Raw genomic sequence first — 22,668 nt, 5'->3', positions numbered from 1 at the left:
ATCCATGCTTCCCAGACCCCCGCCCATTTGGCACAGTCATGGCATGAAGGACCACGCCCCACAGCCGCCGCAGACAGCCCTGCGCCCGCCCGCAACGGTCATGCGCCTTGCGCGCATGGGCGCGATGTTCCCGACGCGGCTCAGCTTTCTGCGCAGCCTGACCCGCCGCCTTGGCGCCGAGGGCGCGCGCCTCACCCGCCCGCTCTGGCGTATCGATGCCGACGGATACGGAGAGGCGGTCTATTCCATCCCCCTTGGCGGCCACATCTACAGCCTCGTGGCCCTCTCGCGCCCGCTATCGGACGATGACCGCACCGACCGCGTGATCGCCACAGCCTGGGACACCGCCTATGTCCTCTACGATGGCATCCCGGATGAGGCCGACATTGCCCGCATCGCCCGCGAGGCCCCGAAACAGGAGGCCGGGCGCTTTACCGAACGCGATCTCGTCCTCAGCCGCGCCAACAAATCCGTCCGCCTCTTTGCCCATGTGGTCGACCGCCTGCGCGCAGGGCAACAGCCGGACCCGGAGGTGATCAACCGCACCGGCTACCTGATGCGCACAACGGCCGTCTACGGCAACGGCAAGTTCGGCATCGCCGACCGCGCCCTGATCGCTGACCGCCCCGGGTTGAACGGCCCCTTCGCCGCCGAGATGCTGACCGTCTGGCTGATCCGGACCTTCACCCACGACCTTGCCGAACACCTCGGTCGGGCCCCGCTCGACCCCCGGATCAAGCGTCACCTCGGCATCGGCAATTCCACCGGGCTGGGCATGGCGCCTTTCCTCGTCTCGCACCCCGTCTTGCTGCACAACTGGATGTATGCCCGCGAAACCGCGCTGGCCCGGGTCCGCGCCCTGCCCGCACTTTCCGCGCAAGAGGCCGACACCCTGCAATCCCTGGCCAAACGCGCCGCGCAACACCTTGACGAATGGCAGGTCCCCGACCCGCAGCATCAGGCCCGCATCGACCGGATCCGCACCGAATGGCCCGCGGTACAGGCCGCTCTGACGGACCTGCCCGGCGACGCCCCGCTGGACCACCTGTTTCACCGCACCGCCGGTCTGGCGCTCGACACGCAGGAACTCACCGTCGCGCTGATGCTGGAACCCTTCGGCCCGCTCATCGACGACCTGGCCGAGACCATGGCAGATGCCGCCGGCCTGCACCCCCATCCCTTCGACACCCCGGGGGACGTCCGTGCTGCCATCGAAACCCGTTTCCCTTGGGCGCTGACCCCGGATTACGACGCCCCCGATCAAAGCCGCCTGTTCTGGTACGTCTCCGAGGAAAAGCTGGAACCCCGCCTTGGCGACCGCTTCGCCGAACCCGGCGCAGACCGCGAAAGCCCGCTGGACATCGCCCGCCGGGTCAAGGCGCTGCACGCGGCCCTTGAGGGCGAAAAAGACCTGCGCGCCTTCCGCGCCGCAAACCCCGAACATGAACTGGCGCTGGCCCGCGTCGCCTGCGCCACCGGCAATCCCTACGCGGAAATCCATGACAACCTGATCGCCGAAACCTGCCTGCCCATCGACATGCTGCGGTGCAAGCTCGCCTTCTTCGGCGCCACGAAATTCGACCCGAAATCAGACCGCTGGACCCGCATCGCGCTGGCGCAGGGCGCGCCCCTGCCAGAGGATCTGACAACCCACCGCAGCGACGACTGGTGGCTGACGGGTCTGCACTCATGAGCTACTCGGCCAATGAAATCACCGCCCTCGCGCAAAAGGCCGCGCGCGGCGCGGGCTTCCCCCCCGGTCAGGCCGAACTCTTTGGCCGCGCCGCGGCCCGTCACCTTGGCACCGGTGGCGCGCCAGAGGCGCTGACCGACGCGCTGGCCAATCCACAGGACAGCCCCATCCTGCGCCTGCCGCTGATGCTGGACGACATCCCGCGCGCGCTGAAGGCGACCGGCCCCGACATCTGCCTGACCCTGCAGCCGGGGGATGAGGGGCTGGCCGAAAGCTATGCGCAGCTGCTGCCCGTGGCCTATGACAGCTGCACGGTCCGCATGGTCGAGGGCCTGCCCCGCATCGCCCTGACACAGGCCCCCGACGGCACCGCACCCGCCGCCTTGCCGCCGCGCATCCCCGCCTCCGATCCGCTGGTCGCCGCACTAACCGCGCTGGCCGCCCGCACCTATGTCCCCGCCTCAGAGGCCTCGCGCAGCGCCGGCGCCGGGGCGGGCGATATCGACAACGACTGATCCGCCACCATCGCCACGGCACGCTTGATCTGAAGGCCGCCCCGCCGCAGGCTGCCCCCGTGGCGCAGGACCGCGCCGGGACCATATAAGGCGCCTCGACGATGAAAATGATTTCCGCCGCCCTTCTGGCCTGCCTCGCCCTGCCCGCAGCGGCACAGGATTTTTCAGGCACCTACCGGTTGCAAACCATGTTCCAGGCGCCGGAAAACAAATGCTTCGAAGGCAACCGCTACGCGCCGGAGTCCCTGCTGGGCGGCGGTGCCTTCATGGACAGCTGCCAGAACGTCACCGGCCAGTTGTGGAAAATCGAGGCGCAGGGCGATGGCTGGTACCGGCTCAAAACGCTGTTTCAGGGCGATGGCAAATGCCTCGAAGGCAACCGCTTTGCCCCTGATGCCACCCTGCAGGGCGCGGCCTACATGGACAGCTGTCAGGACGTCTCGGGTCAATTGTGGAAGCTGGAACCGCAGGGCGACGGCTGGTACCGGATGAAAACCATGTTCCAGGGCGACGGAAAATGCCTCGAAGGCAACAGGTTTGCTCCCGCCGCGACGCTGGGCGGAGCGGCCTTCATGGACAATTGTCAGAACGTTTCGGGCCAGCTGTGGAAATTCACCCGCGAGGAGGGTGTCGATGCCGCCCCCTCGGATGTCACGCCTGCGTCCAGTTCCGGCGGCAGCGTGTCAGACAACGGGTGATCGGGACCTGACCAAAGGCCCCGGCGGCCCCTTGCCCGCGCCGGGCGGGCATGGTTCTCTCCGCCGAAAAACCGGAGACCCGCCATGCCCCACCCGCTGCTGACCCAATCCGATATCGATACCTTCCAGCGCGATGGCGTCGTGGTGATCCGCGGCCTTTGGGCCGATCACGTGGACACCCTGCGCGCGGGCGTGGCCCGCAACATGGACCAGCCCGGCCCCTATGCCGCCGAAAACCTCAAACCCGGTGAGGCGGGGCGCTTCTTCGACGATTACTGCAACTGGCAGCGCATCCCGGAATTCGAAGAGGTCATTCGCACCTCCGCGGTGGCCGAGGTCGCCGCCGACCTGATGCAATCGCAAACGGCGCAACTCTTCCACGATCACGTGCTGGTCAAGGAACCCGGCACCTCGAAACCCACGCCCTGGCATCAGGACGGCCCCTATTACTTTGTCTCCGGTCAACAGACCGTCAGCTTTTGGAGCCCGCTCGACCCGGTGACACAGGCAACGCTGCGCTGCGTCGCGGGCTCGCATCTCTGGGAAAAACCGGTGCTGCCCACCCGCTGGCTGTCCGAGGAAAACTTCTACCCCGACGCGGACACCTACATGCCTGTCCCCGACCCGGATGCCGAGGGGATGGAAATCCGTGAATGGCAGATGGAACCGGGCGATGCGGTGGCCTTCAACTACGGCATCCTGCACGGCGCGCGCGGCAATGACAGCCCGACCCGCCGCCGCGCCTTCTCGCTGCGCCTTGTGGGCGACGACGCGCGCTATACCACCCGTCCGGGCCGCACCTCGCCGCCCTTCCCTGACCACGGCATGACCCAGGGCGACAAGCTGCGGCAGGACTGGTTCCCCACCCTCTTCACCCGCGCCCCGGCCTGAAACCCCGGCCCGGATCCCGACCTGACCACCCCCGCCACAGCCTGTTTCCCGGAGCCGCCTTTCGCTGATGCCGGTCCGAGGCGGCGCAGTCGCCCCTGCAAGGGGGCGCAGCCCCGTGCGCAGCACGGCTTGCCCTTGCGGGGGCGGCGGCGCTGTCTCAGGCATCAATCGGCGAGAGGTGGGTTCGCGAAACAGGCGGGCCTGTTTGCAGGTGAGCCTTGAAGCGTCAAAGCGCGCCAATCGGCGCGCCGAAAACCCCCTCAAACCCTAAAACTCTGTAAATTCGTCCCTGTAACCCCTTGATCCTGCTTTCCCCCTAAGCTGTCCACGCGTGGACACCCCCTCAGGAAAACGGATCGTCAGGATAGCCCACACCCATCAAACTCAGCCCGCCCGGCGGACAGACCGGCCCACAGGCCGCCCGGTCCCGCGCCGCCAGGGCCGTGCCCACCCGGTCCGGCGCCCAGGCCCCGGCCCCGACCCGCTCCAGCGTGCCCACGATGGACCGGACCTGATTGTGCAGGAAGGACCGCGCCCGCAGATAAAAATGCACCTCCGGCCCGGCCAGTCCCTCGACCTTTTCGATGGTGATCTCATCCATCGTCTTAACCGGCGATTTCGCCTGACACATGACAGAGCGAAAGGTGGTGAAATCCTGCCGCCCCAGCAGATGCGCCGCGCCCGCCCGCATCGCCTCCACGTCCAGCGGATGATTGACCCGCCAGACCTGCCCCGCCTCCAGCGTGACCGGCGCCCGCCGCATCAATAGCCGGAACAGATACCGCCGCTCCACCGCCGAGAATCGCGCGTGCCAGTCGTGATCGACCGCCGCCGCCGCCCGGATCGCCACCGGCGCGGGCTTGAGATGATAATTCAACGCCTCCGACAGACGGAAAGGCTCCCACTCCTTCGCCATGTCGCAATGGGCCACTTGCCCGCGCGCATGGACACCGGCATCGGTCCGCCCGGCGGCGGCGATCGTATGCGCGCCCGGCTCCAGCCGCGCCAGTGCCACCTCGATGGCGGCCTGCACCGAGGGCTGATCCGCCTGTCTCTGCCAGCCGGCAAAGGGCCGGCCATCATATTCCACCAAAAGCGCGTATCTGGGCATGGCTCGCCTCCTAGCGCCCCGGCCGCCCGGGGGCAATCCCGCGCGCAGCGCGCAACATCCGCCACATTCCCCGCCCGCTGCACTGGCCCCGCGCCCCACCAATGACTAAGTTGCCACCGAACCACCGTGAAAGGCGCCCGCATGGTCATTGGCACGATTGCCGACACGCTCACCCGCAGCGTCGAAAACATCACCGGCACCCTGTCCGAGACCTTTTTCGAGCCGACCCTGCGGCTCGGCGTCACCGGTCTGGCGCGCGCGGGCAAGACGGTGTTCATCACCTCGCTGGTCGCCAACCTGATGGACCGGGCGCGGATGCCGCAACTGGTGGCGGAATCCGAATCCCGCATCCTCTCCGCCTTTCTGCAGCCACAGCCCGACGACACCCTGCCGCGCTTCGACTACGAAACCCATCTGGCGGCGCTCACCGCGCGCCAGCCTCATTGGCCGGACAGCACCCGCGCGGTGTCCGAACTGCGCCTGTCGCTGAAGATCCGGCCCGCCGGACTGCTGGCGGGGCTTCAGGGGCCCCGGACGCTGCACCTCGATATCGTCGACTACCCCGGCGAATGGCTGCTGGACCTGTCGCTGATCGACAAGAGCTATGCCGACTGGTCAGAGGCCATGCTGTCCCGCCTGCCCCTGCGCCCCGGAGGACCGGAGCTGCTGGAGCAGCTCAAGGCCGAGGACGCCACGCAGGACCTCGACGAAAACCGCGCCCGCGCCCTCTCTGACGCCTATACAAAATCGCTACATGCCGCGCGGGCGGCAGGGTTTTCGGACTGTTCGCCGGGCCGGTTCCTGCTGCCGGGTGAGCTTGAAGGGTCGCCTGTCCTCACCTTTGCGCCCCTGCCGCCGCAGTCCGGCGCGCCGCGTCGGTCGCTCTACCGAGAGTTCGAGCGGCGCTTTGACAGCTACAAGACCCGCGTGGTCAAACCCTTCTTCCGCGACCATTTCAGCCGCATCGACCGCCAGATCGTGCTGGTCGATGCGCTTGGCGCGATCCATGCCGGTCCGCGCGCGATGGAGGATCTGCGCGGCACGCTGGCCGATATCCTGACCGCCTTTCGCCCCGGCGCGAATGCCTTTCTCACCAACCTGCTGCTGGGCAAGCGGGTGGAAAAGATCCTGTTTGCCGCCACCAAGGCCGACCACCTGCACCATCTGCAACACGGCAAGCTGACCGGCATCATGGAGGCCCTGACGCGAGAGGCACGGGATCGTGCCCGCTTTGCCGGGGCCGACACGCAGGCCATGTCCATCGCGGCTCTGCGCGCCACCACCGAACAGATGATCCAGCACGGCGGGACGGAACTGCCCTGCGTGCGCGGCACGCTGCTGGAAACCGGCAAACAGGCGGCATTCTATCCCGGCGCCCTGCCCGAAGATCCCACCCATCTGCTGACCCCGGCTCGCAACGGGGCCGAAAGCTGGCTGGATCAGGATTATTCGGTGATGAATTTCGCCCCCGCACCCCTGTCACTGAAACCCGGCGAAGGCCCGCCCCACATCCGGCTGGACCGCGCCGCGCAATTCCTGATCGGGGACCGACTGTGAGCGCGGTCCTCACCCTGCGCCCGGCCCGCAGCACCGACGCAGGCAAGCTGGGCGCGATGATCACCGAGGCCGTGGACGCGCGCCCTTGGAAGCCGCGCCTGCACACCGGCGCGCAGGACATCATGCACATGGGCAAGCTGATCGACCGGGGCTGGGTCACGGTTGCGGAGCTGGACAATGTCGTGGCGGGGTTTCTGGCGCTGGACGGTCATGAACTCGACGCTCTGTTCGTCGCAGCTTGGGCGCAGGGGCGGCGCGTAGGGACAGGCTTGCTAAACGAGGCCAAGGCGCGCTCTGACGTGCTCGAACTCTGGACCTTTCAGCAGAACACCGGCGCGCAGCGGTTTTACCTGCGCCATGGCTTTTCCGAAATCGCCCGCACCGAGGGCGACAATGAGGAAGGTCTGCCCGACATCCGCTACCGCTGGCAACGTGCCGCCGAGGAGACACGCGCATGAGCAAGCCCCCCAAAGGCCCCGTCCTGATCGACCTCGACGACAGCGGTGATGTGCCCAGCCCGGCCACCGCGCCGCCGGTGCCGGAACCGCACCTGGCGCCGCCGGAAGGGACCGCCATGACCACGGTCGCCGCGCTGGCGGCGCGTCCGCCGTCGGTATTGTCGCGCTGGTTCTGGCGGTTGCTGCTGGCGCTGGTGGGGACGCTGGCCTCTGTCGCAGCGTGGCAATTCGCGACCGATCTGATCGCCTCCACCCCGATCCTTGGCTGGGCGGTGACGGCCCTGTTCGGCCTGTTCGCTTTGGTCTGCCTTTTGATCGCCATCAAGGAGATTGCTGCCTTCTCGCGCCTGTCGCGGATCGACTCGCTGCACCACGCGGCGGACTCGGCGCTGGCGGATGAGGATCTGGCCGGGGCGCGCAGGCTGACCGACGATCTGGTGAAGCTGTACCGGGGGCGCGAGGATACCCGCTGGGGCCGCCAAAAGCTGGCCGAGCGGCGGGATGAGATTTTTGACGCGGCGGGCCTGTTGACCCATGCCGAGGATGCGCTGCTGGCGCCGCTGGATACGGCGGCCCGGCGCGAGGTCGAGGCGGCGGCGCGGCAGGTGGCGACGGTGACGGCGCTGGTGCCGCTGGCGCTGGCGGATGTGGTGGCGGCGCTGACCGCGAACCTGCGCATGATCCGGCGGATCGCCGAGATCTATGGCGGGCGGTCCGGCACGCTAGGCAGCTGGCGGCTGACGCGGGCGGTGATGTCCCACCTTGTGGCCACCGGGGCGGTAGCCATCGGGGATGACATGCTGGAACCGATCCTTGGCGGTGGCCTTCTGGGCAAGCTGTCGCGCCGATTTGGCGAGGGGATGGTGAATGGCGCGCTGACCGCGCGGGTGGGTGTGGCGGCGATGGAGGTCTGCCGCCCGCTGCCATTTGGCAAGGGCAAGCGGCCCTCTGTCCGGGCGATCATCCGGTCGAGCCTGAGCGGGCTGGTGATGTCCGACAAGGGATAGGTCGGACAGGGGTGTCCACGCGTGGACAGCTTAGGGGGAATGCAGAATCAAGGGGTTACAGGGCCGATTTTACCTTTTGTTAGGAAACGCCCCCCAAAAGCCCCACATCCGAAGGTCCGGCATTCCGGACCTGTCTCACCTCCGCGCACCGGTCTAGACTGCGCCTTCTGAACAGTCGGAGACCGGCATTTGATGGAAGCGCTATTCGTTCTCTTGGGTCTGGCCGTTCTGGCCCTGCCCGTCGCGGTGATCATCCTGATCTTTGCGCAGATCAGGCTGCGCCGGGAGGTCAATACACTGCAAGGCCGGTTGCAGGACCTTGAACGCAATGTGGCCCAGACCGGGCGGGCATCTCCGCGGGGACCGGGGCCAAGCCCGGTGCCGCTGCCGGTTCAGATAAAGCCCGTGCCGGGTGAAACGGAGACGACCGCTCCCGCCAATACCGCCCCGATCCCAGCCGCAACAGAGGCCGCCTCTTCCGTCGCAGCCACGACCCCGGAGCCGCCCGCGGTGGCGCAGGCCGCCGCCGCGCCCCGGGGGCCGTCCGGCTTTGACCGGTTGGCGCGCTGGCTGTCGGAAAACTGGTTCTACGCGGTTGCCGCCGTTTCGCTGGCGCTGGCGGGGATTTTCCTTGTGCAATACGGGGTCGAGACCGGGCTGCTGACGCCGACCATGCGGGTTGTCGCGGCGCTGGTCTTTGGCGCGGCGCTGATCGCGGGCGGAGAGATGATCCGCCGCCGATTTGGCGACGACGAAAGCAAGGCCACGGCCTATCTGCCCTCTGTCCTGTCGGGCGCGGGGCTGGTTTCTCTGATGGGCGGGGTGCTGGCGGCGCGGCTGCTGTATGACCTTGTGGCCCCCGGTCCGGCGCTGGCGGCGCTGTTCGGGATTGCCCTGTTCGGGCTGCTGCTGGGCTGGCGGCACGGGCCGCTGTTGGCCGCTGTCGGCCTGATCGGCGGCATGGCCGCGCCGTTCCTTGTGGGGGGCAGCAGCGAGACGCCGCAATGGTTGCTGGTCTATTTCGGCCTGCTGGCGGCGCTGGGTCTGGGCATCGACACGCTGCGCCGCTGGGCCTGGGTCAGCGTTTTGTCGGTGGTGTCGGGGGGCATTGCCGCTGGCATGTTGCTGCTGTCCTCGCCGGAAACGGAGAGCCTGACCGCCAGCTTTGCGCTGTTTGTCGTGGCGCTGACGCTGCTGGCCACGACAATCCCCGCGCGCGGCCTGCTGCCGGACCATTCCGGCCCCTGCATCGGCGAGGTTGTCCTGTCCTCTGACCACAAGGGTAAACCGATTTTCCCGGTTCTGCTGACCCTGCTGACGCTGATCGGCACCTGCGTCGGGCTGGCCTATGCCGCGCAGATGTCGGTGACGACGTGGTGGGTTTCCGCCGCGCTGGCCGCCGGTCTGGCAGCGCTGATGATCTATTGGTCGCGCGGTGCGCCTGCCTTGCAGGACCTTTGCGCCCTGCCGGCCCTGACCTTTCTGGCGATGGTCGGATCGCCCATTCTGAACAGCCCCGCACTGGAGGCGCTGATCGGGACGATGAACGCGCAGGAAGGGTTGACGGAACAGCGGATGCCGCTGGATGTGACCTATGTGCTGCTGGCCTCTGCGGTCATCGGGCTGGCCGCTTTCTGGCGCAGCCTGCAGCCGGGCCGGTTTGCCCCGGTCTGGGCGGCGGCGGCGGCGCTGTTTGCGCCGCTGACCGGGCTGGCGCTGGAGTTCACTTGGACGGCCTCTGAGCGGCTGGGCGATTGGCCCTGGGCGCTGCACGCGCTGGCATTGGCGGCGCTGATGGTGCTGAAGGCCACGATCTTTGCCAAGGCCGATGGCGAGGAGCGCCTGCGCACGGCGCTGGCCACGGTTTCGGCGCTGGCCTGTATCGCCTTTGCGCTGACGCTGCTGTTGACGCAGGCGGCGCTGACGCTGGCGCTGGCCGCGGTGGTGGTGAGCGCCGCGGCGCTGGACCGCCGGTTCGATCTGCCGCAGATGACCGGGTTCATCGTGGCGGGCATCCTTGCGCTGGGGTATCGGCTGGTGCTTGATCCCGGGCTGAACTGGGCGACCGAGGCGCCGGTGCTGGAGATGCTGGCGGCCTATGGCGGCACATTGGCGGCGCTGCTGGCGGCGCTGTGGCTGATCCTTGGACGCGAGCGCCCGCGCGCGCGGGTGTTCCTTGAAAGTGCGTCGTGGTCGGTGGGCGGCATGACCGTCAGCCTGACGCTGTACCATGTGATCGAGACCTTTGTGGGCCACGCGCCAGAGGAATCGCATTGGGCGCTTGGCCTGTACGGGGCGATCTGGATCTGCACCGCGCTGGCGCAGCTGGAGCGTCTGCGGCTGGGCGGGGCGATGACTTGGCTGCGGATCGCGCTGGCGGCGATGTTCGGCATCACGTCGATTGTCTGCATCGGGCTGTCGCTGAGCCTTGGCAACCCGCTGCTGGACCGGCAGGCGGTGCATGGGGTGGTGCTGTTCAACACGCTGGCCCCGGCCTACCTGTTGCCTGCTGTGCTGCTGGGTTTCGGGGCGTGGCGGCTGACGCATCTGCGCCCGGTTCTGCGGGTTGGTTTGGCCGCCGTCGGGGTGGCGCTGGCGCTGTTCTGGGCGGGGATGGTGATCCGCCATCTCTGGCAGGGCGGTGAGGCCATGCGGATCGTGCACGGCATCACGGAGCCGGAGCTGTACAGCTATACGGTTGCGCTGCTGCTGGCGGGTGCCGTGCTGTTCTATCAGGCGCTGGCGCGGCGGTCCGACGGGCTGCGGCGGGCCGGGGTGGTGGTGATCGGGCTGGCGGTGGCCAAGGTGTTCCTGATCGACATATCCGGGCTTGCCGGGCTGGTGCGGGTGTTCTCCTTCTTGCTGCTGGGGCTGTCGCTGGCCGGGCTGGCGTGGCTCAACCGCTGGGTCCAGACGCGCGGCACAGCGTCCGAAGAGACCGGCTGAGGCTTGACCATCGGGGCGGCAGGGGCCACGCAGGGGGCATTCCTCCCGGATCGGAGCGCCCCATGTCCAAGCCCGCAGACCACGGCCACACCGAGGCCGAGATCGCCGAACGCCTAGCCAATCCCCCCGGACGGGGCGATCTGCGCGACGTGGTCTATGGGGCAATCGACGGCGCGGTGACGACCTTTGCCATCGTGGCGGGCGTGGCGGGCGCGGGGCTGTCGCCCTTCGTGATCGTGGCGCTGGGGCTGGCCAATGTGCTGGCCGACGGGTTTTCCATGGCGGCGGGCAACTATTCGGCCACCAAGGCAGAGCGCGACAACCGCGCTCGCCTGCGCGAGGTCGAAGAGCGCCACATCCGGCTGTATCCGGACGGCGAGCGCGCGGAATTGCGCGCCATCCTCGTGCAAAAGGGGCTGTCCGGGCAGACGCTGGACGAGGCGGTGGAGCAGATCGCGCACAATCACGGCGTCTGGATCGATACCATGCTGGAAGGCGAATACGGCATCGGCGCGGTGGACCCGCATCCGTTTCGCGCGGCGTTGGTGACTTTTGCGGCCTTTTTGGTGGCGGGGGCCGTGCCGCTGGTGCCCTTTGTCTTTGGGATACCCAATGCGTTTACCGTGGCCAGCGTGCTGGTCGGCGTGACCTTTTTCGCGATCGGATCGCTGAAAAGCATCTGGTCGCTGGCGCCGTGGTGGCGGTCCGGGCTGGAGACGCTGGCGATTGGCGGCGTGGCGGCGGGAATCGCCTATTACGTCGGATCGCTGTTCGGCTAAGGGGTCAGCGAGCCCAAGGGCGGCAGCAGGTCGCCGCAGACCAGCCGGGTCAGGACGTTCGGCAGGGGCGGCATCGTGGAAAGCGGATAGAACACCCGGTCGCGCAGGCGGGGCAGGATCCGGCTGTCGGACTGGTATTGCGGCGTGAAGAGGCGCGACATCAACTGGTAGCCGCGCACGTGCCAGCGCCGCGCCTGCGCGTACCATTGCGCGGCCAGCGCCACGTCCCCGCGCGCCTGTTCCAGCGCCCGCGCAAAGGCCCATGCGTCAAGCAGGGCCATGTTCGCCCCCTGCCCCAGCTGCGGGCTGGCGCGGTGGGCGGCGTCGCCGATGTAGATCACGCCGTCCTCGAACGGGCGGCGCAGGGTGCCGTGGGTGTAGCGCGCCATGGTCATCTGCTCGGGCGCGGTGATCTGCGTGATGAAGGGCGAGAAATCCGGCCAATGGGCGATGGCCTCGTCCTTCCACGCCTCCAGCCCGCGCGCCATCCAGTCCGCGTGGCCGTCCGCGGGCAGCGACCAGAAGATCGAGGCGCGGAACCCCTCCTGCCCCGGAATCTGTCCGACCGGCAGCACACCCAGCATCCGGTCCGCACGGCGGTAGGCCTGCCGCAATTCGTTGCGGGGCAGCCCGGCCTCTGCGGGCCATTCGACCGTGCCCCAGAGCGCACCGTAGCCAAGCGGGCGGGCCTGCATCGGCGAGAGGGGAGAGCCCGCGCCGGTGGCGTCGATGATGGCGGCAAAGGGGCCCGCGCGCCCGGTTTCGAACAGCAGATGTTTGCCGTCGCGCCCGGTGACGCGGTGGGAGGGCGTGATTTCCACCCCCGCAGCCAGGGCCGCGTCATGAAGCGCCTGAAACAGCGCGGCGCGGTGGATGGCGAGGCCAAAGCGCGGATCGCCGGGCGCGTCATAAGTCACGTCCAGCACCGGTTTTCCGGTCGAGACCTCATGCCCCAGCATCCGGTGAATGCGGTTGCCGCTGGCCAGCGCGCTGGTATCCGCGCCCAACCGCTGCAGCACCTCCAGCCCGACCGGCTGCACCACCAGACCGGAGCCGACCGGCGCGGGCTGATCGAACTGATCAAAGACCACCACGCGATGTCCGGCCTGCCGCAGCGCCGTGGCCACGGCCAGCCCGCCCATACCGGCGCCGGCAATCGCAATTTCCATGGTCTGGGCCATGACATCCTCCCCTGCGCACCAAACAAAGCGCGCCGCCGCAAGGCAAGGGACGCACTGCCGCAGGGGTCCGCCTGGGGGGCTGGACAGCCGCGGGCCAATGCCGGATCACTTGGCCCCAAAAGGAGAGCCACATGACCCAACCGCAGACCGTCCTTGTGCTTGGCGCCTACGGGCTGATCGGCAGCGCCGTCTGCCGGTCCCTGCGTGACGCGGGCCATCGGGTGATTGCGGCGGGCCGCTCTGCCGATATGGCGCGACGGGTGCTGCCGGATCTGCCGTTCCGGCACTGCGACATGGCGCAATTGACCGAAAGCGGCGATTGGGCGGCCCTGCTGGAGGGCGTCGGGGCGGTGGTCAATTGCGCCGGATCGCTGCAGGACACACCGGGCAATGACCTTGAGGCGCTGCATCACCATGCGCTTGCGGCGCTGGGGGCGGCGGCGGCGCAAAGCGGCGTGCGGGTGGTGCAGGTGTCTGCGGTTGGCGCATCGCCCGCGGCCAAGACCGCCTTCATGTCCAGCAAGGGGCGTGGCGACGTGGCGCTGGCGGGGTCTGGTGCGCGGCATGTGATCCTGCGGCCCGGTCTGGTGCTGGCGCGCGGGGCCTATGGCGGGACGATGCTGCTGCGGATGCTGGCGGCGGTGCCGCTGATACAGCCGCTCGCCCTGCCGGACAGCCCGGTGCAGAGCGTGGCGCTGGACGAGGTGGCAGAGGCGGTGCGCGCCGCGGTCGATGGCGACCTGCCCGATGGCGCGGTCTTTGACCTTGTGGAGGATGAGTCGCAGCCGCTGCACCGGGTTGTGGCGGACCACCGGCACGCGCTGGGCTTTGCCCCGGCGCGCCTGCGACTGACCCTGCCTGCCGCGCTGTTGCCCCTGGTGGGGCGTGTGGCGGACGGGCTGGGCCGGTTGGGGTGGCGCAGTCCGCTGCGCACGACCGCGATCACCGTGTTGCGCGACGGGGTGACGGGCGATCCCGCGCCGTGGCGGATGCGCTTTGGCGCACTGTCGCCGCTGACGGACACGTTGCAGGGGATGACGCTTGGGGCAGAGCACCGGCTGCAGGCGCGTGCGGCGCTGTTGATGCCGATCTGCGTGGCGGTGCTGTCGCTGTTCTGGGCGCTGTCGGGATTGATCGGGCTGTGGCAGATCGGGGCGGCGGCGGATCATCTGACCGCCGTTGGATGGTCGCGCGGGCTGGCCCGGATCAGCGTGGCTTTCTGGTCCTTTGTCGACCTGGCGCTGGCCTTGTCGATCCTTTATCGGCCCACCGCGCGGCTGGCCTGTCTGGAGATGGTCGGGGTCTCGCTGATCTACCTTGTCTCGGCCACGATCTTTACCCCCGCGATGTGGGCAGATCCGCTGGGACCGCTGGTCAAGGTGCTGCCGGCGATGGTGCTGGCGCTGGTGACCTGGGTGTTGTTGGAGGAGCGCTGATGGACTGGCTGATGGTCTTGCGCTGGCTGCATGTGGTCGGCGCGGCGGTGCTGTTCGGCACGGGTGCCGGCATCGCGTTTTTCATGCTGATGGCGCATCGCACGCGGGATGCGGTGTTGATCGCCCATACCGCCGGGGTGGTGGTGTTGGCCGATACGGTTTTCACCGCGACGGCGGTGGTGGCGCAGCCGGTCACCGGCTACCTGCTGGCACGCGGCATCGGCTGGCCGCTGACCGAAGGCTGGGTCGCCCTGTCGCTGATCCTGTACGTGGTGACGGGATTGTTCTGGCTGCCGGTGGTCTGGATCCAGATCCGGCTGCGCGATCTGGCGCGAGAGGCGGCGGCGGGGAACACGCCCCTGCCGCCGCGCTATTTCCGTCTGTTCCGCATCTGGTTCGCCTGCGGGTTTCCGGCGTTTTTCGCCGTCGCCGCGATCCTGTGGCTGATGCTGGCGCGCCCGTTCTAGAGCGCCGTTTCAGGCGCCGGGCGAAGCGGGATCAATTGGCGGCGGGGGCGGTTGCCTCCGGCGCGGGGTCTTCCTGCGGGGCGACGGTGCCCGGTGCCGGATCCGCCGAGGGGGCGACCGGGGCCGCGGGGGCGGTGGTTTCCGGCGCGGGGGTCATTTCCGCCGGACCGGTGGTGTCCGGCTGGACGGTGATGTTGGTGGTTGTCGCGTCCGGCGCATTGACCGGTTCGGTCGTCACCGACGAGCCGAGCGCGATCACCGAGATCACCGCGATGGCGACGATCAGCGCCGCCGCGATGCCGATGGCCGAGGCGTTGCTGCCGCGCGGCCGGGTGGTGTAGCGATTGTCCAGACCGTCGGTGTTGCGATAGATCTGTTCGGTCCGGCGCAGATACGGGTCCTGAGTTTCATAGGCCATTGTCTTGTCCTCCTGAGACGCGTCGCTGAGGTCGACGCCATGAGGGAAAGATCGGGCGCCGCGTGCCCGCCGCCAAGGGGGCGGGCGCCTTTGGGCTGTTTGTCGGTAATCCCTTGCCAAAACAGGGCTTTTGCCTTGGCAGGTTCCAGCGCAGGGGGGCGCGTGAGGGCCCTGAGACGGCCAATTCCCGCGCAGCCTGCGGCAGGTTCCCGCCGGATTGCGCATCCTCTGGACGCCCGCGCCGCCACGCCCTATAACGCCGACGACATGACGTGCTTTGCGATCATTATCCGAATTACATGCCCGGCGCTCTGAGCATTCGAGCCGCCGGGACAAGGCGTTTGAGACCTCACGCCGCCCCTTCACCGATAATCTGACAGACCGATCCGAAGGACGCCACACATGTGCGCCGACACCACCCTGCCCGACTACAAGGACACCCTGTCCCTTCCGAAGACCGATTTCCCGATGCGCGCGGGCCTGCCCAAGCGTGAACCCGGCTGGCTGGACCGCTGGGCGCAGATCGGCATCTACGACCGTCTGCGCGAAAAGGACGGCCGCCAGAGCTTTACCCTGCATGACGGCCCTCCCTATGCGAACGGCCATCTGCACATCGGCCATGCGCTGAACAAGGTGCTGAAGGATTTCATCGTCCGGTCGCAGCAGATGATGGGCAAGGACGCGCGGTACATCCCCGGATGGGACTGCCACGGCCTGCCGATCGAATGGAAAATCGAAGAGCAGTACCGCAAGAAGGGCAAGAACAAGGACGAGGTCGACGTGGTCGATTTCCGTCAGGAATGCCGCAAGTTCGCCGAGGGCTGGATCGACGTCCAGCGCGATGAGTTCAAGCGTCTGGGTGTGACCGGCAACTGGGCCGATCCCTACCTGACGATGAATTTCCACGCCGAACGGGTGATCGCCGAGGAATTCCAGAAGTTCCTGATGAACGGGACGCTGTACCAGGGCTCCAAGCCGGTGATGTGGTCGCCGGTGGAAAAGACCGCGCTGGCCGAGGCGGAGGTTGAGTATCACGACAAGGAAAGCTTTACCATCTGGGTGAAGTTCAAGGTGCTGGGCGACGGTGATCTGGCCGGCGCCAAAGTCGTGATCTGGACCACCACACCCTGGACGATCCCGTCGAACAAGGCGGTCGTCTATGGCGCGGGCTATGACTATGGCCTGTATGAGGTCACGGGCACGCCCGAGGAATGCTGGCTGAACGTGGGTGAGAAATTCCTCCTCGCCGACAAACTCGCCGCGCAGACCTTTGCCAAGGCGCGCCTGAACGATGATCAGTGGACCCGCGTGCGCGACGTGCCGACCGATGAACTGGCGGGTCTGAGCCTTGCGCATCCGCTGGCCGGGGCCGAGGGCGCAAATGGCGAGTGGGATGAGCCGCGCGATTTCCGCGCTGCCGATTTCGTCACCGACGAGGAAGGCACCGGCTTTGTCCACTGTGCGCCCAGCCACGGGATGGAGGAATACGAGCTTTATCGCGGGCTGGGGATGCTGGATCAGGTCATCACCTACAACGTGATGGACGATGGCGGTTTCCGCGCTGACCTGCCGTTCTTTGGCGGCACCTACATCCTTGACCGCAAGGGCAAGGAGGGCAACGCCAACAAGACCGTCATCGACAAGCTGGTCGAGGTTGGCGGGCTGATGGCACGCGGCAAGATCAAGCACAGCTATCCGCATTCCTGGCGCTCCAAGGCGCCGGTGATCTACCGCAACACGCCGCAGTGGTTTGCCGCCGTCGACCGCCCCGTGGGCGACGGGCAGGACGACTATGGCACCACGATCCGCGAACGTGCCCTGACCAGCATCGACAAGCTGGTGACATGGACGCCGAAGACCGGGCGCAACCGCCTCTATTCCATGATCGAGGCGCGGCCCGACTGGGTGCTGTCGCGTCAGCGCGCGTGGGGCGTGCCGCTGACCTGCTTTACCAAGAAAGGCGCCCTGCCGACCGATCCGGACTTCCTGTTGCGCGACCCGGCCGTGAATGCCCGCATCAACGAGGCCTTCGAGGCCGAAGGCGCGGACGCGTGGTACAAGGAGGGCGCCAAGGAACGCTTCCTTGGCAGTGACTATAACGCCGACGACTGGGATCAGGTGTTCGACATCCTTGACGTCTGGTTCGACTCCGGCTCGACCCATGCCTTTGTGCTGCGCGACCGCCCGGACGGGTCCGAGGACGGCATTGCGGATCTGTATCTGGAAGGCACCGACCAGCACCGCGGCTGGTTCCACTCGTCGATGTTGCAGGCCTGCGGCACGCTGGGCCGTGCGCCCTATCGCGGCGTGCTGACCCACGGGTTCACGCTGGACGAGAAGGGCAACAAGATGTCCAAATCGCTTGGCAATACCATCGTGCCGGACGAGGTGGTCAAGCAGTACGGCGCGGATATCCTGCGTCTGTGGGTGGCGCAGACCGATTACACCGCCGATCAGCGCATCGGGCCGGAAATCCTGAAAGGCGTTGCCGACAGCTATCGCCGCCTGCGCAACACCATGCGCTACATGCTGGGCGCGGTGTCGCATTTCTCCGAGGATCAGCGCGTTGCGCCTGCCGACATGCCGGAACTGGAACGCTATATCCTGCACCGCATGGCGGAATTGGATCACGCGGTGCGCGCGGGTTATGCGGCCTATGACTTCCAGGGCGTGTTCCAGCAGTTGTTCAACTTCTGCACGCTGGAACTGTCGGCCTTCTACTTCGATATCCGCAAGGATGCGCTGTATTGCGACGGTGACACGCTGCGCCGCCGTGCCGCGCGGACGGTGATGGACCTGCTGTTCCACCGCCTGACCACCTGGCTGGCGCCGATCCTGGTGTTCACCATGGAAGAGGTCTGGCTGGAGCGGTTCCCGGGTGATGACAGCTCTGTCCACCTGCAGGATATCCCGGAAACGCCTGCCGACTGGCTGGATGAGCCGCTGGCGGCCAAGTGGCAGATGGTGCGTCGCGCGCGCCGGGCGGTGACCGCCGCGCTGGAGGTTCAGCGGACCGAAAAGGTGATCGGTGCTTCGCTGGAGGCCGCGCCCATGGTGCATGTGCGCGATGCCGACATGCTGACGGCGCTGAAATCCGTCGCCTTCGAGGACGTCTGCATCACCTCGGCCATCTCGCTGACCGGCGATCCCTCTCCGTCGGAGGCGTTCCGCCTGCCGGAAGTGGACGGGGTGACCGTGGTCTTTGAAAAGGCCGATGGCGCGAAATGTCAGCGCTGCTGGAAGATCCTGCCGGATGTGGGCACACACAGCCATCCGGGCACCTGCAAACGGTGCAACGACGCGTTGGGCTGATTGCCGGGGCCGGGATCCGAGAGGGTTCCGGCCCTTTTTCCAAGCGGGGTGTGCCGTCCCTCCCCCGTTGGTTGCCCAAGGGTCAACTGCGCGCTAGGCTTGCTGAAAAAGCACGAACGAGGGACCCGATGAACAGACGTTTTTTCCTGCTGGGCGTTTGCGCGCTTGTGCCCGCCTGCGGCATGGCGCCGGGGAAGGGTCTGGCGCTGGCCCCCAATTCGACCCTGATCGTCACCCGCCACGCGGACCGCGATGGCGCAGACCTGAACGCCCGGGGCCGCGAACGGGCGCGGGCGCTGGTCACAGCGGTGCAGGAGTTTCAGGTCGACCTGATCTATAGCCCCGGCATCCAGCGCAACCTCGACACCGCCGCGCCGCTGTCCAAGGCGCGCGGATTGGCGGTCAACCGTCTGCCGCAGGAGGCCCCCACTGGCGGTCTGGTGCGGGCCGGGGCGGGCAAAACGCTGATCTGGATCGGCAACAAGGGCAATATCGCGACGATCTGGGAGGATCTGGGCCTGTCGGAGCCGAGCCCCCTCGAATACGGCGATTTGCATATCGTGCGGTCAGACGCGCAAGGGCGCGTCACGATCGAACGGCGGCGCTACGGGCCGCAGTAAGCGGATTTTTCGAAGACGTCTGAGCGCGGGAGGATGGCTGCGCCGGTCTGTTCAGACCAGCCCCTTGTCCCGGGCGATCATCGCCGCGTGGGTGCGGTTGCGCGCCTCCAGCTTGCGGCTGAGGGTCTTGACGTGCAGTTTGACGGTCACTTCTTGCAGGTCGAGATCGCGCGCGATTTCCTTGTTTGCCTTGCCTTCGCAAATGCCGCGCAGCACCTCATGCTCCCGTTTGGTCAGGTTCATGGCGCCGTCATCGCCGGACGGCTTGAGGAAATCGATGGGGGTGTAGATTTCGCCCGCCGCCATGAATCGGGCGGCAGTCAGCAGGGTGCGCGCGCTCAGGGTTTTGGGGATGAACCCCTGTGCCCCGGCCTTCAGCGCCGCTGTCGCCACCTCACGGGTGGCGCTGCCGGACAGGATGGCCACGGGACGACCGCCATTGGCGGCCCGCATTTCGGCCAGACCGTCCAGACCGTTCATGCCCGGCATGTTGTAGTCCAGCAGGACAAGATCGAAACTGCCGCTGTCACGCGCCAGGGCAACCGCATCCTGCAGCGTCGCCACGGCCTTGACCTCATCCACGTCGTCCGTGTTCAGATAAGCCGCGATCGTATCCCTGACCAGATCGTGGTCATCCGCAACCAGAATGCGCATACCTTTTTCCTCTCGACCGCTCAGAACACAGTCTAACGGCAATTGCCGAAGTTTCACATCGCTTGTGTCATATGTTAATTAGCCCAGTATAGTTGAGGGTCCAAGCGTTTGAGGGAATGTACAGCAGGTGCCGTTGCGGAAACCTTACCAGACAACGGCGCGAACACCAGCCGGCTCCAAGGTGCGTGCCACGGCCGCGCAGGGGCCCGTGGCACGGTCTGAAACCGCGATGAACCGGCCCCGCATGCCCCTGATCCCCTCTACATGAAGCGCCTTCTCACCCCCTTGCAGCGGCCGTTCCGGCTGACCGATCTGACGCTCTGGAGGTGGATGATCGCGCTGCTTGTGGTGCTTGTGATGCTGACCGCCATCGCCCTGCTGGTTCTGGATTTGCGGCAACAGGTTCAAAGGCTTGCCGCCTCTGCCGCCGACAACATGCAATGGACGCTTGGCCAGGCCGAGGTCGAACTGATGGCGCTGCAGATCGCGGCGCTGGAGGCCAGCACAGGCGACGGGACGCTGGAGGCGGTGCGCCTGCGCTATGACGTGTTCTACAGCCGGGTGACCACGCTGACGCAGGCTGACCGCTTTGCCACGCTCAACGGCCTCGACGGCATGTCGGAAAAGACGCGCCAGATCACCGAGTTCCGGGATGCCTTGCTGCCCTTCATCGACGGGCCGGATGACGCCCTGCGCGCCGCCCTGCCGCAGCTGACACAATCTGCCTCGGCGATCCGCAGCGTGGTCCGTGAGGCGACGCTGACCGGTGTCGACCATTTTTCGCGGTTCGGGGACATCCAGCGCGCCAGCCTTGCGCAAAGCCTGATCCGGCTGGGCTTCCTGACCGTCGCGCTGGTGTCCCTGCTGGCGGTTCTGGCCTTTGCGCTGTTCCACCTTGCCCGCCGCAGCGACGCCGAGGCACGCGAAAACCGGGAAACCCGGGAACGGATCGAAACGATTCTCTCTACGTCATTTGACGCAGTCCTGGTCTGCGACAGCGCCGGTCGCCTGATCGATTTCAACGGGGCGGCCGAAAATGTGTTCGGCTATTCCCGCGCCGAGGCGATCGGGCAGGACATGGCGGATCTGGTCATTCCCACCTCCCTGCGTGAGGCCCACCGGAACGGGATGCGCCGCTATCGCCGGTTCGGAACGCAAAGGTTCATCGGGCTTGGCCCGGTCAGGCTGGAGGCCTGTCGACAGGACGGCACCCAGATCCCGGTGGAAATGTCCCTGACCCGCGCGCAGAGCCCGGAGGGCGAAATCTTCATCGCCTTCCTGCGCGACATCTCGGCCCGGGTCAGCAGCGAGGTGGCGCTGAAACAGGCCCGCGACCGCGCGATCGCGGGCGAAAAGCAAAAGGCGGAACTGCTGGCCGTCATGAGCCACGAAATGCGCACGCCGCTGAACGGGATGCTGGGGACGCTGGAACTGTTCGAACCGGAGCGACTGGATTCCCGCCACCAGCGGTACCTGCGGATCATCCGCGATTCGGGCCGGGTGCTGCTGGGCCATGTGAATGACGTGCTGGATATCTCCCGGCTGGACGCGGGCAAGCTGACGCCGCGCCGGGCGCAGTTTGACCTTGTCGCCCTGCTGGAAGAGATCATCGACAATCAGGCGCAGCGCGCGCAGTCGCGGGGAAACCGGCTGAGCCTGTCGCCGCCCAACCCGGTCCTGCATGAGGTCTATGGCGACCCGGACCGCCTGCGCCAGATCCTGCTGAACCTTGTCAGCAACGCGATCAAGTTCACCTCGAACGGCAATGTCGTCATCGAAGCGGACTGTTCCGCCGGACTGGATGATGTCGAAATCCGCGTCACCGATACAGGCATCGGCATCGCCGAGGACGATCTGGACCGCATCTTTGGCGATTTCGTCACCATCGACAGCTCCTACACGCGCAATACCTCAGGCACCGGGCTGGGGCTTGGGATTTCGCAGCGTCTGGCCTCTGCCATGAACGGCGAAATGGGGGTCGAAAGCGAACCCGGCGATGGCAGCCTGTTCTGGCTGCGCCTGCCCCTGTCCAGACCGGCCCACATGCCGGATATCGTCCCGCCCGAGGAAAAGCATAGTGCCTTGCCCAGGTCCCCGCGGATGGACATCCTGCTGGTCGAGGACAATGAGGTGAACCGTGTCGTCGCCACGGAACTGCTGGAGCGGGACGGACATAGCGTCATCACCGCCGCGGATGGCGAAATCGCCCTGCACCGGGCCACCGCCCGCGCCTTTGACCTGATCCTGATGGATATCTCCATGCCGGGTATGGATGGCGTCGAGGTTTCGCGCGCCATTCGGTCCGGCGGGGGCACAAACGCAGAGACCCCGATCATCGCCACGACCGCGCATGCCCTGCCCAGCGAAATCCAGAAATTCCGGGCCGCGGGGATGCAGACGGTGCTGATCAAACCGCTCAGCGTCGATTCCATCCGCGGCGCCCTGTCAGAGGCGCTGAATGACCACGAACACGGTGTCGCCCTGCCCGTAGAGGCCGCGTCCAACGGCGTGCTGATTGATGAAAAGCACCTGCAGGAAATGCAAAAGGAGCTTTCGGCCACATTGTTCGGCCACGCACATGACACCTTTCTGCGTGAGATGACCGCATTCGCCGACGCCTTGCCGCAGTCGATTGCCGAGGGCCCCGCGGCCCTGCGGCAGATTTCGGTCGACGCGCACCGCATGGCGGGCTCTGCCGGTGTGGTTGGCGCGGTTCGGCTGAACAGCATCTTGCGGACCATCCACGAAGCCGCGCTTGACGGCGATGTCAGCGCGGTCTCGGCCCGGGCGGGGCCATTGTCCGATACATGGCTGGCCACGCGCCAACTGCTGAAAGAGCGCACCCTGACCGCGCCACCCACCGGTTGATCAGGTGCTTTACCCCTTGGCGACCAGAGGGGTAAGAACGGCGCGACAGCGCAGGAG

At 67.1% G+C, this 22,668-nt stretch carries 18 protein-coding genes; 14 read left to right on the top strand and 4 right to left on the bottom strand.

Annotation, left to right across the window (positions count from 1 at the left end; genetic code table 11):
- The first annotated feature begins 43 nt into the window (after positions 1-43).
- From ACTXGA_RS14855 to ACTXGA_RS14840, 4 genes are all read left to right on the top strand, one after another.
- Complete coding sequence (locus tag ACTXGA_RS14855; RefSeq protein WP_443394934.1) at positions 44-1,693, top strand: hypothetical protein; 1,650 nt, start codon at positions 44-46, stop codon at positions 1,691-1,693.
- Entirely contained in the window at positions 1,690-2,208 is a 519-nt protein-coding gene (locus ACTXGA_RS14850) for a DUF3726 domain-containing protein (protein ID WP_443394932.1), read from the top strand. Before ACTXGA_RS14855 ends, ACTXGA_RS14850 begins: the two co-directional genes overlap by 4 nt.
- Positions 2,209-2,309: 101 nt before the next feature.
- Positions 2,310-2,906, top strand: a complete 597-nt coding sequence (locus tag ACTXGA_RS14845; protein ID WP_443394930.1) for an RICIN domain-containing protein — start codon at positions 2,310-2,312, stop codon at positions 2,904-2,906.
- Between the two features lie 84 nt (positions 2,907-2,990).
- Complete coding sequence (locus ACTXGA_RS14840) at positions 2,991-3,797, top strand: phytanoyl-CoA dioxygenase family protein (RefSeq protein WP_443394928.1); 807 nt, start codon at positions 2,991-2,993, stop codon at positions 3,795-3,797.
- 343 nt (positions 3,798-4,140) lie between these two features.
- On the opposite strand, the gene truA is transcribed toward ACTXGA_RS14840, so the two are convergent.
- Entirely contained in the window at positions 4,141-4,908 is a 768-nt protein-coding gene (gene truA, locus ACTXGA_RS14835) for a tRNA pseudouridine(38-40) synthase TruA (protein ID WP_443394927.1), read from the bottom strand.
- Positions 4,909-5,049: 141 nt separating this feature from the next.
- Between truA and ACTXGA_RS14830 the strand changes: the two genes are divergently transcribed.
- The 5 genes from ACTXGA_RS14830 to ACTXGA_RS14810 all read left to right on the top strand — a co-directional run bounded on the left by ACTXGA_RS14830 (position 5,050) and on the right by ACTXGA_RS14810 (position 11,655).
- On the top strand, positions 5,050-6,465 hold the full coding sequence (locus tag ACTXGA_RS14830) for a YcjX family GTP-binding protein (RefSeq protein ID WP_443394925.1): 1,416 nt from the start codon (positions 5,050-5,052) through the stop codon (positions 6,463-6,465).
- A complete protein-coding gene (locus tag ACTXGA_RS14825) occupies positions 6,462-6,923 on the top strand; it encodes a GNAT family N-acetyltransferase (protein WP_443394923.1) in 462 nt (153 codons plus the stop codon). The genes ACTXGA_RS14830 and ACTXGA_RS14825 overlap by 4 nt, the downstream gene beginning before the upstream one ends.
- Positions 6,920-7,930, top strand: a complete 1,011-nt coding sequence (locus ACTXGA_RS14820; RefSeq protein WP_443394921.1) for a YcjF family protein — start codon at positions 6,920-6,922, stop codon at positions 7,928-7,930. The genes ACTXGA_RS14825 and ACTXGA_RS14820 overlap by 4 nt, the downstream gene beginning before the upstream one ends.
- A 192-nt stretch (positions 7,931-8,122) precedes the next feature.
- Positions 8,123-10,876, top strand: coding sequence for a DUF2339 domain-containing protein (locus ACTXGA_RS14815; protein ID WP_443394920.1), 2,754 nt, complete (start codon positions 8,123-8,125; stop codon positions 10,874-10,876).
- Positions 10,877-10,938: 62 nt separating this feature from the next.
- On the top strand, positions 10,939-11,655 hold the full coding sequence (locus tag ACTXGA_RS14810) for a VIT1/CCC1 transporter family protein (protein WP_443394919.1): 717 nt from the start codon (positions 10,939-10,941) through the stop codon (positions 11,653-11,655).
- Here the strand turns inward: ACTXGA_RS14810 and ACTXGA_RS14805 are convergent.
- Complete coding sequence (locus tag ACTXGA_RS14805; protein WP_443394917.1) at positions 11,652-12,836, bottom strand: FAD-dependent oxidoreductase; 1,185 nt, start codon at positions 12,834-12,836, stop codon at positions 11,652-11,654. The genes ACTXGA_RS14810 and ACTXGA_RS14805 overlap by 4 nt on opposite strands.
- 131 nt (positions 12,837-12,967) lie before the next feature.
- Here ACTXGA_RS14805 and ACTXGA_RS14800 point away from each other — a divergent pair, with 131 nt between their 5' ends.
- Together ACTXGA_RS14800 and ACTXGA_RS14795 are read left to right on the top strand one after the other, a co-directional pair.
- On the top strand, positions 12,968-14,272 hold the full coding sequence (locus tag ACTXGA_RS14800) for an SDR family oxidoreductase (protein WP_443394915.1): 1,305 nt from the start codon (positions 12,968-12,970) through the stop codon (positions 14,270-14,272).
- Positions 14,272-14,739 carry a DUF2269 family protein gene (locus tag ACTXGA_RS14795; protein WP_443394913.1) on the top strand — a complete coding sequence of 156 codons (468 nt, stop codon included), beginning with the start codon at positions 14,272-14,274 and terminating at the stop codon, positions 14,737-14,739. The genes ACTXGA_RS14800 and ACTXGA_RS14795 overlap by 1 nt, the downstream gene beginning before the upstream one ends.
- A 31-nt stretch (positions 14,740-14,770) precedes the next feature.
- Here the strand turns inward: ACTXGA_RS14795 and ACTXGA_RS14790 are convergent, their stop codons facing one another.
- Positions 14,771-15,157, bottom strand: coding sequence for a hypothetical protein (locus tag ACTXGA_RS14790; RefSeq protein ID WP_443394911.1), 387 nt, complete (start codon positions 15,155-15,157; stop codon positions 14,771-14,773).
- 402 nt (positions 15,158-15,559) lie between these two features.
- Here ACTXGA_RS14790 and ileS point away from each other — a divergent pair, with 402 nt between their 5' ends.
- A complete protein-coding gene (gene ileS / locus ACTXGA_RS14785) occupies positions 15,560-18,469 on the top strand; it encodes an isoleucine--tRNA ligase (protein ID WP_443394910.1) in 2,910 nt (969 codons plus the stop codon).
- Between the two features lie 128 nt (positions 18,470-18,597).
- Positions 18,598-19,089: a histidine phosphatase family protein gene (locus ACTXGA_RS14780; RefSeq protein WP_443394908.1), complete on the top strand. Its 492-nt coding sequence runs from the start codon at positions 18,598-18,600 to the stop codon at positions 19,087-19,089.
- Between the two features lie 51 nt (positions 19,090-19,140).
- Here ACTXGA_RS14780 and ACTXGA_RS14775 read toward each other — a convergent pair whose 3' ends face one another.
- Positions 19,141-19,743: a response regulator gene (locus tag ACTXGA_RS14775; RefSeq protein ID WP_443394906.1), complete on the bottom strand. Its 603-nt coding sequence runs from the start codon at positions 19,741-19,743 to the stop codon at positions 19,141-19,143.
- A gap of 264 nt (positions 19,744-20,007) precedes the next feature.
- On the opposite strand from ACTXGA_RS14775, the gene ACTXGA_RS14770 reads away from it, so the two are divergent.
- Entirely contained in the window at positions 20,008-22,611 is a 2,604-nt protein-coding gene (locus ACTXGA_RS14770) for a PAS domain-containing hybrid sensor histidine kinase/response regulator (protein WP_443394904.1), read from the top strand.
- Positions 22,612-22,668: the final 57 nt, after the last annotated feature.

The organism is Antarctobacter jejuensis (genome assembly GCF_052266595.1).
Classification (GTDB): Bacteria; Pseudomonadota; Alphaproteobacteria; order Rhodobacterales; family Rhodobacteraceae; genus Antarctobacter; species Antarctobacter jejuensis.
The sequence above is the reverse complement of the archived record's forward strand: the minus strand, read 5'-3'. Positions and strand labels throughout refer to the sequence as shown.